Origin of the sequence: Chroococcidiopsis cubana SAG 39.79 (assembly GCF_003991895.1) — a bacterium.
Lineage (GTDB): Bacteria > Cyanobacteriota > Cyanobacteriia > Cyanobacteriales > Chroococcidiopsidaceae > Chroococcidiopsis > Chroococcidiopsis thermalis.
Window position 1 is genome coordinate 24,971 of the sequence record NZ_RSCK01000070.1, and the last position, 9,278, is coordinate 34,248.

9 protein-coding genes are annotated in these 9,278 nt (G+C 43.3%); 6 read left to right on the forward strand and 3 right to left on the reverse strand.

Annotated elements, in window-relative coordinates:
• Window positions 1–178: 178 nt before the first annotated feature.
• Window positions 179–712, reverse strand: coding sequence for a DoxX family protein (locus tag DSM107010_RS27495; protein WP_015153448.1), 534 nt, complete (start codon window positions 710–712; stop codon window positions 179–181).
• A gap of 272 nt (window positions 713–984) precedes the next feature.
• Between DSM107010_RS27495 and DSM107010_RS27500 the strand changes: the two genes are divergently transcribed.
• The 5 genes from DSM107010_RS27500 (at window position 985) to DSM107010_RS27520 (ending at window position 5,837) form a co-directional block, all read left to right on the forward strand.
• A complete protein-coding gene (locus DSM107010_RS27500) occupies window positions 985–1,971 on the forward strand; it encodes a glycosyltransferase (RefSeq protein WP_015153449.1) in 987 nt (328 codons plus the stop codon).
• A 60-nt stretch (window positions 1,972–2,031) separates the two neighbouring features.
• The gene (locus DSM107010_RS27505; RefSeq protein WP_106166821.1) at window positions 2,032–3,561 is read left to right on the forward strand and encodes a M48 family metallopeptidase; all 1,530 of its coding nucleotides are present in this window, start codon (window positions 2,032–2,034) and stop codon (window positions 3,559–3,561) included.
• An 89-nt stretch (window positions 3,562–3,650) separates the two neighbouring features.
• Entirely contained in the window at window positions 3,651–4,472 is an 822-nt protein-coding gene (locus DSM107010_RS27510) for a COP23 domain-containing protein (protein WP_127024377.1), read from the forward strand.
• A 96-nt stretch (window positions 4,473–4,568) separates the two neighbouring features.
• Window positions 4,569–4,937, forward strand: coding sequence for a hypothetical protein (locus DSM107010_RS27515; protein ID WP_015153452.1), 369 nt, complete (start codon window positions 4,569–4,571; stop codon window positions 4,935–4,937).
• 126 nt (window positions 4,938–5,063) lie between these two features.
• Window positions 5,064–5,837, forward strand: coding sequence for a class I SAM-dependent methyltransferase (locus tag DSM107010_RS27520; protein ID WP_241994361.1), 774 nt, complete (start codon window positions 5,064–5,066; stop codon window positions 5,835–5,837).
• Between the two features lie 76 nt (window positions 5,838–5,913).
• On the opposite strand, the gene DSM107010_RS27525 is transcribed toward DSM107010_RS27520, so the two are convergent.
• Window positions 5,914–6,336, reverse strand: a complete 423-nt coding sequence (locus DSM107010_RS27525; protein ID WP_241994362.1) for a GNAT family N-acetyltransferase — start codon at window positions 6,334–6,336, stop codon at window positions 5,914–5,916.
• Window positions 6,337–6,516: 180 nt separating this feature from the next.
• On the opposite strand from DSM107010_RS27525, the gene DSM107010_RS27530 reads away from it, so the two are divergent.
• Window positions 6,517–7,392 carry a pentapeptide repeat-containing protein gene (locus DSM107010_RS27530; protein ID WP_106170292.1) on the forward strand — a complete coding sequence of 292 codons (876 nt, stop codon included), beginning with the start codon at window positions 6,517–6,519 and terminating at the stop codon, window positions 7,390–7,392.
• A gap of 65 nt (window positions 7,393–7,457) precedes the next feature.
• On the opposite strand, the gene DSM107010_RS27535 is transcribed toward DSM107010_RS27530, so the two are convergent.
• Window positions 7,458–9,278, reverse strand: a 1,821-nt coding sequence (locus tag DSM107010_RS27535) for an amylo-alpha-1,6-glucosidase (RefSeq protein ID WP_127024380.1), incomplete at its 5' end; no start/stop codon positions are given.

Sequence of the window (9,278 nt, forward strand, 5' to 3'; positions counted from 1 at the left end):
TGTTGTCATTGGTCATTTGTCAATAACTAATGGTGACTGTAGTACAAGCTCTTCATAAACGATTGAGGGTTGCTGTAAAAATACAAAAACTAGGGAAAGAAGCGATCGCTTCCTTCCCTAAATCGTAGAGTGAATGGCGATCGCAAGTTGCCAATCTTCCATCACGATTCACAACTCATTACTTACTGACCATTTCCGCCACACTCTGAGCCTGATAAGCTTTTTCTAAGCGCATAATCCGCTTCGCTTGCATAGAGAAAGCACTAGCATCGAGCCAGTTAGCAATCAAAGCATCTGTAGAGAATAGTCCTCCACCATTGATGGTGAAGAAGAGAAAGCAAACTGCATAAACAGCAGAAAGTTCTAGATAAGAAAGATTTAAACCAGCAACCAAGATGTGATGGTACATCGCTACACACATGGTTCCGAACAAACCAAAAGCAGCTGGACGGGTCAAAAAGCCAATCGCTACCAGTGGCGCACCGATTGTTTCGGTTAATGCAGCTAAGTAGCTGAAAAAGATCGGGAAGGGTAAACCAATGTACTCAACGTAAGCTTGAGAAAAGCTTTCGATATTACCCAGTTTGTCTAAGCCATTATGAATCATAACAATCCCTACGACAGCACGCAGGACAGCCCAAGCAGTCTGCGACCAGAAGTTAGGGCTAGTGTTGGGTTTGAGTATGGTAGCTAAAAAGGTGGTTGTAGACATGGTGCAGATGTTGCGCTGAGTTTGTCAAAGATTTCAAAAAATTAACAGAAGTATTAATTAATGTAAATACTTATTTATTAATGTATCGCTTTTTTTCAAAATCGGGAACGCCATAGGTATGCAGAATCGGCATTTGCACTAAAGCAAAGTCGTTATGAGTTTAATAGGTTTTGTGTAATGTGCAAAACAGCCCGCGCGATCGCTAATGCGTATAATATCCGGCAATCGATATAAAGCTATACAACTAATTTTTAACCAAAATCAAAGTTGAGATGACACCAGAAACCAATCGAAGACCAATCTGGTCGATAATGATCCCAACTTATGAGCGATCGAGATATTTATCAGCAGCAATAGAGAGCGTATTAGCTCAAATATCAGAACGAGAATTCAATCGATTTCAAATAGAAGTAGTAGATAACTGTTCTACTAACAAAGCGATTGAGAGCATAGTTTCTCAATACAAAGGTAAAGTTAGTTTTTATTGTCAGCCAAAGACAGTAGATATTTATACAAATTGGAATACTTGCATAGAAAGAGCGCTAGGAATATACATACATATTTTGCATGATGACGATATTGTTGGAACTGAATTTTATCATCGGATGGAGATCGGTTTTAATACTAATTCTGCAATTGGAGCAGCTTGCTGTCGCCACCAACATATAGATGAGATAGGTCGTCGGCTAAAATATATTTCCCGCTTACATAGAAAAAAAGCAGGAATAATCCCCAACTTTATTGAAAAAATTGCTATTAGTTCTCTTTTCGATCCTCCTGCTGTTACTGTCAAAAAAGAGGTTTATGAAAAGCTAGGAAAATTTAATTCTCAAATGGAGAGTTCTGCGGATCATGAGATGTGGATTAGGATAGCAGTTAATTATAAAGTTTGGTTTGAGCCACAAGTGCTAGCTTTTTATAGAGTACATAATAATACCATTACATCTACTGTTCTATCCTCAGGATATAACTTAGTCTGTGCTAGACGTGTGATAAAAACATTCGATCGCTTGCTTCCCTCTCACCTCTGCTGGAAACTAACCAAACAAGCATTAGAAGAATGTGGCAAGTATGGAATTAAACTTGCGTTTCGAGCGCTGAGCAAAGGAGATTTGAAAACCACGTTCAATCAAATTAGAGAAGTCTTGAGGAGTACTCATTCGCTTAAAGTTCTGAGCGTCATATTGTTAGTACCGTGGTTAGCGATTCTCGCCTTTTTGTGGCGAGCGTTGAGAAAAATATTTGTCCCGATCGCCTAAAGTCTGACAACAACTATAGACTAAAAATTATCTACACTCCCACACTTGGACAAATACCCTATGAAACCCGCCTGGACTCGACTGGCGATCGCTTTAAATGCAGCTTTGCTTGTCTCTGGAACGCCAGTTATGGCGATACCCCCTGCGCCAACAGAAAATACCCCCACGCAACCACAACCAGGGGAACCACCCACATTTGAACTCGAAACCAGTGCCTCCCGCCTTGCCACAATTGTCGAGCAGAGAAAAAAACTAATTGAAGCGGATCGTTTGCATCAAGCCGGACAGCACGCAGAAGCAGAAAAACTCTATCGAGAAGTCAAAGAGCCTTTTACTACCCCTATAGAAGTTAAACAGCGTCCAGAACCGATTGTTGATGTGACTCAACTATCACCAGCAGGCAAGGTTTATTGGCGGGAAGCAGAAGCAGGTATCGCTCAAAATCTGCAAACGAGAACTTTGGTTCCCTTGCGATTGTTGGTAGAACAGTATCCCCAATTTATCCCCGGACATCTGCAACTGGCAGCAGTACTCAATAAACAAGGTCATCCTGAAGAAGCGATCGATGTTTTGGAACGAGCAACATCTCTTTATCCCGATCGACCGGAGTTAGTCAAAGCCAAAATAGAAGCCTTCGTTGCTGAAAAAAAATGGATGGAAGCCTCGATCGCCGCGCGAAGATTTGCGATTCTCAATCCTAACCAACCCAGTACCGCAGAATTTACTCAACTAGCCGATTTACATTTAGAGAATTACACGCGACATCTACGCCGCAAGTTACGAGGAAATGCGATCGCCAATGTGATTACTGGGGTAGCAGGATATGCCCTTACAGGTAGTCTATTAGGTCCACTGTCGGCTTTGCAAACAGGCTCGATGTTATTACGAGGGGAATCATCCATCGGTAAATCGATTGCCAAAGATGCGCGAGAACAATTGCCAATGGTAGAAGACAAAATAGTCATTGACTACGTGAATGAAATTGGACAAAAACTAGCTAAAGTCACAGGTCGCGACGATTTTCAATATGAGTTTTACGTTGTATTAGACGATAATTTAAATGCTTTTGCCTTACCAGGTGGAAAAGTATTTGTGAATGCAGGCGCGATCGCCAAAACTGAATCTGAAGCAGAGTTGGCTGGATTACTGGCACACGAATTATCTCACGCCGTCCTTTCTCATGGGTTTCAGTTGGCAGCTGAAGGTAATTTACTGGCGAATGTGACTCAATATATTCCCTATGGTGGGACTGTAACGAACATTTTTGCCATGAGATACAGTCGCGATATGGAACGCCAAGCAGATGCTTTAGGGACAAGACTAATTGCAGCTAGCGGCTATGCAGCTGATGGTTTACGCGATCTGTTAGTGACGCTGAAAGAACAAGACAAAAGGGGAGAACCGCCAGCGTGGTTATCTTCTCACCCCCCAACAGGCGATCGCATTCGCTATGTCGAAGAACTGATTCAACGTAATGGCTACAACCGTTATACCTACGAGGGAGTAGCGCGTCACGCCGAAATGAAAGCAAGAGTGGAAAAAATTTTGATTCAGAAGGAACTGATAACTAAGAAAAAGCATCATCGATAAATGTAAACAATCTTTCCTGCACTAGATACATCACTGGCTTGAGGTAGATAGCTTAGAGGCAGCAGGGTTAAGTTTGAGGATTATTTTTCATGTCTGCAAAAACTTTTAAGTTTCAATTGTTAAGAGGTTTGAGTTTATCAATGGGGTTAGCCTTGCTGTTAGCACATGAAACTGCAATGGCTTTTCCCCGCCAAGGAATGATAATTGCTCAAGAGAATTCTCGTTCTAGCGATCGCAATAGTCGCTCGACCAACCGCGATCGCGATGTTGTCGTAGATACAGAAGGCGATACTACACCTACTTCCCGCCGCAATCCTGGCAGTTCAGATCCCGTTACGAGAGCGACGCGGTTTAGCTGTCAGACTGTAAATGGCGAGTACACTGTAGTTTACCAGCCAGAAAGCCAGCCAGGAGAGTTCTTTGAGTGGGCAAAACCATCAAATATGGGTGGTGGTTGGAATTCTCAAAGACGTTGTAACGAAATTGCTCGTCGTTTAGAATCTTACCGTCCCGATGGTTTGTTAGAAATGACCACAGGGGTAGAAAATAGCTACAACACTGTTTGCGTCACGACAGAAAGAGACTCGTCCTGTCGGATTGTTTTTACCGTACCACCAGGACAAGACCCCATATCAACTCGCGATCGCGTCTTTGAAAACCTCACCGTAGCTGATAGCGGACAGCAAACTGATGCAGTCAGTACTTATCAGGGAAGACAGAGCGAAATTAGCGATCTCATCAACATGGGTCGTGAAGCTTTGGGTGGAAAAACACGCACTAATACTAAGAATATTAACCTTAAACCCTTCTTAGATGCAAAGGATGGTGGCACTGGAGCAAAACTTGACGATGCCGTACAAGTCAAGCAAAATAGCTCTCATTCGCGGTTAAATCCTGGGAATTTTCGTTAGACTGTAATTAACAATTGGTAATTGGTAATTGGTCATCGGTCATCAGTCAATAGACAAATGACTGATGACACTTTTTTTGCTCGATTTATATAAACCATGCTGAACAATAATCGTATTTTTAGACAAATATTATTACCGCTCTTAGTTGGTTTGATTAGTATATTTTTGACGATTGGTTTTATCCCTAAAATTGCATTATCTCAACAATCAGATTCGCGCTTCAACTCATTAGAATTCGACCTTAGAACCTTAGAAGCAAGACTCGATCGCCTAGAAAGTCAAATAGATCGTACTTCTCGCCCCAATCTTCCCAGAACGCCTAATACAGATAATCGCAGACGCGATCGCAATAACCTAAGTCAGTTACAATCTTTTGATAACCTAGCAACATTAGCGATCGAAACAAAACAGCAAGTCAATCAATTAGAGGCAAGAGTCAAAAAATTAGAAGCACGGAGACAGTGAACAGTTATCAGTTGTCAGTGGCTAGTGGCTAGTGGCTAGTGGCTAGATAAAAATTTGGTAACTAGCTACGCACAAATGACGAATGACAAATGACCAATTACAGATGACCAATTACAACTCATAAAAATGCACTTGAAAACACGTATTTCATCATTTTTACGCATCACTTGCGGATTGTGCTTAATTGTCTGTTGTCTAGGATTTAATGTTAGTAGCGCTGCCGCAGATGTAGCAACACAATCTAATCCAATAAATACAAAAGTTTATGAATATCGTTCTCCGAGTGCGGATGGTATAGGTAAGTTTTACTTGGGTAGGGAAATTGCTAAAGTGATGGGACATACAGGAAGTTTATGGCTAGAACGTCCAAGTCGAGAACGGGAAGAACAACCAACAAAAGCGATCGCCGCTCTCGATTTAAAACCTACTGATGTAGTGGCAGATATTGGTGCTGGTACGGGCTATTTTAGCTTTCGGCTAGCGAAAGTAGTACCTCAAGGTAAAGTATTTGCTGTTGACGTTCAACCAGAAATGTTAGACATAATTGAGTTTCTCAAACAAGAAAATAAAATCGCAAATGTAGAACCTGTTTTAGGTGCGATCGCCAATCCTAACTTACCTACAAATAGTATCGATCTAGCTTTGATGGTAGATGCCTATCATGAATTTTCTCATCCCAACGAAATGATGAAAAAATTAGTAAAAGCTCTCAAGCCAGCCGGAAGAGTGGTACTAGTTGAATATCGCCGAGAAAATCCATTTATTCCGATCAAAACCTTACATAAAATGACCCAAAAACAAGCCCGCAAAGAGATGCAAGCGATCGGTTTGCAATGGCAGACAACAAAAGATGTTTTACCATCACAACATATTATGATATTTACAAAAGGTAATGGGTAATGGGTAATTGGTAATCGCTCCCGATCGCTCCCTCCGCTCTCTTCTTCCCTACTCCCTGCTCGTGCGCTCCCTTTCTTCACTGTAAACTTCTCTTAAAACGAAAAGAACTAATTGTCAGCCCTTTTCTAAAGTAAAATCTGTGGGCAGCAGCACGTTGTACGCCGCTATCGAGTTGTAGCGAAACGCACCCTTGCGATTTAGCATACTCTATCAACCAATCAGTTAAGGCACTACCATAACCCTGAGAACGCTCGGATGTATCAGTGATGAGATCGTCAATATAAAGTAGCTGCCCATCAATTAATGTTTCCATCAATCTACACCCAGCTACGGCTTTAATTGAATTGTTTTTCTCGACGTAGACTAGAAAGTAACCAGCTTGCTGTTGGCGTTGCACGCGGTTAACAAACTCTGCTTCTGTCAAATGCGATCGCAACTGCACCATCACCGGAAAGCATCGTGATATATCGAGATTTGAGGTAGCAAACTTAATCTGCATCAATATTCTTTTGACTTCTAACTTGTGTAGGTATGGGTTTAATCGCAGAATTTTTTGTTTTGCTGTAAGTCACGTCAAAAAAACTGCCCCTCAAACTTTTGTCTTCTTGACTGACTCTGCTACAGATGGTGAGAAATTTGGGAAAGATAAGTGAGAAGCAATTCCTATGTAAACAATAGTATGACTGAAAAGCAGCCTAGTTCCGTACAGCCCTCTGCTGTAACGCTGCAATCCATTGCCCAAGATATCTTAACTTTATTAGATCGTAAAGCACTACTGGAGCTACGGGCAAAGATTGACAGTTTATTGGGGCTGTCAGTTGAACTATCCACGATCGAGCCAACGCTGCACCCCTCAGAAGGTGCGATCGCAGAGTCTTCACCAGAGCATTTAGCATGGCTACAAAAAGGAGTTGTAACCTGGAACGATTGGCGCGAACAAAATCGAGAACTCGTTCCAGATTTACAAGGCGCAAATTTAAGTGGATTCAATCTCGCTTTTGTCAACTTTGCTGGCGTAAACTTGGAATATGCCAACCTTAGTGGCGCTGATATGAGAGGAGCATTTCTTAAAGAAGCAAACATGAAGGGGGCTAATCTCTACATGGCAGACCTCATAGGGGTAAACTGTCAGCAAGCCTGTTTAGAAGCAGCTAACCTCCAGGGAGCCGACATTTACAAAGCTAATTTTAGTCATGCAAACCTACAAGAGGCAAACTTGATTCAAGCTAGCATTCGACGCGCTACATTAGTTGGGGCAAACTTGCATCGAGCCAAACTCAAACAGGCAGACTTATTGCAAGCAAACTTAGTTCAAACGAACTTGAGTCAAGCTGACTTGCAAAAGGCAAACATGGAAGGGACAAATCTAATTGAAGCCAATCTTGAAGAAGCGAATTTGCTAGGTGCTAACCTCAACCGTGCCAATCTCTGTCGAGCGAGGCTATACAAAGCAAACATACTTCACGCCAAAATCAATGGTGTCACCCTCAAAGGTGCAGTAATGCCAGATGGTACAGTTCATGGTGGCGGGACAGCAGCGATCGGTGACCAGTGACCAGTGACCAGCGATCGGCGATCGGCGATCGATCAACTACCAACTACCAACTACCAATTACTATCTCATAACAGTCTAATCAGTTCGGCAACAGCGCCAGCTTTGGCGATCGCCCCTCGGGGAGTGTGTGGTAGATCGCCGTCGAAAAGTTCGGAAATAGAGCCGAGGCAAGCTTGGTGTTGTAAGTGAACTAGCATTGGTTGCCAGTCAATCGGTAGCGGTTGCGTGGGATAAAAACGCTGCCAAGCACGCACGTAAGCACCAATTAACCAGCTCCAAACTGTGCCTTGATGAGCCGCGCGATCGCGTTGATGCGGCGCTCCGGCATAGCTGCCAATGTATTCAGGATCGCTCGGAGCAAGACTACGCAAGCCATAGGGAGTTAGTAGGCTGCGGGTTGCTAGTTGCAGTATTCTCTGTCCTTGAGTTTCGCTAAAAGCACAGTGGCGTAAAGATAGAGCTAAAACGGCATTAGGACGGATTTGATTGTTGAGGCGATCGTCGAGCGCGATCGCATCGTACAAATAACCAAGGGTAGGATTCCAAAACTTTTGTAGCGAGGTTTTGACCTTGTGTGCTTGCTGAGTATATCGTCGTGCCTGGTTGCTCAAACGCTCCACATTCTCCCCAGGAGTAAGACTGAGCCGTTCTGCCCAAAGACTTGCCCAACATAAAGCAGAGTACCACAGGGCATTGACTTCTATCGGCTTACCCTGACGTGGCGTGACAGGTTGACCGTCAATTTTTACATCCATCCAAGTCAGCGCCGCATCAGCCGCATCCCAAATGACTAACTCGTCAGCCACATCAACTTGAATGTTGTATTTCGTTCCAGTTGTAAACGCTTTATAGATTTGCTGCACGATCGGATATTGAGTCGCTAAAAAATCCCAGTCCTGGCTAGCCTCTAGATAAAGACCCAAAGTTTCAATCCACCACAGCGAAACATCAACATTGTGATATGTAGGTTCGCGATCGCCATCTGACAAACAATCTGGCATTAAACCGCAACAGCAATATTTACCAAACGTTCCCAACAACTCTTTTGCCAAGTCATACCGTCCCGTCGAGAGTGTTAATCCTGGCAAAGCAATTAATGCATCTCTACTAAAGTCCTCCAGCCAAGGATAACCAGCAATTATCGTTGCTCCGGCTACTGACTGACGATAGACAATAAATTGTTCTCCGGCTTTGAGGAGTAATTGCGAGAGTCGGGAGTCGCTGAAGAGAGCTGGGGGAACTGGGGGAGAAAAATTACTTCTGGCTCCTGACTCCTGACTCCTGACTCCTGTTTTTTGACTTTTGAATTTTGAATTTTGACTTTCTATCGCTTTTTCAAAATCATCATCGGTTAAAGGAGATTCTGGCAGTCCTACTTTTGCTTCTAGGGTGACGATTGTGCCTGGTTTGAGATTAATTGTGAAATAGCCAGGACTGTACAGATCTTCGCGATCGCTCAGTCCTCGTTTTGTCTCTTCTGGTAGTAAATAATTCCAGTACCATACGCCATTTGGTTGATACTCCCCCTGCGTCCAGTGTAAATGCCATAACGTGCCTACACGTCCCGATTTTACGGCTTGTAGGCAAACAGAACTCTCGGCAACTAATTGAGAAAATTGTAGATCTTCATCCTCCCGTTGTGAGTCGTGAAACTTGCGATCGGCAATTACCGGACGCAATCGCAAAATAGCTGTCTCTTGTCCCTGATATTGGTACTGAATTAAGATTCGGTGGTTAAACGATTGGTAGTTGGTAATTGGTAATTGGTAGTTGGTGTTTCCTCCCTTGTCTCCCTTGTCTCCCTTGTCTCCCTTGTCTCCCTTGTCTCCCCCCTCTCCCTTGTCTCCCCCCTCTCCCTTGTCTCCCTTGTCTCCCCCCTCTCCCTT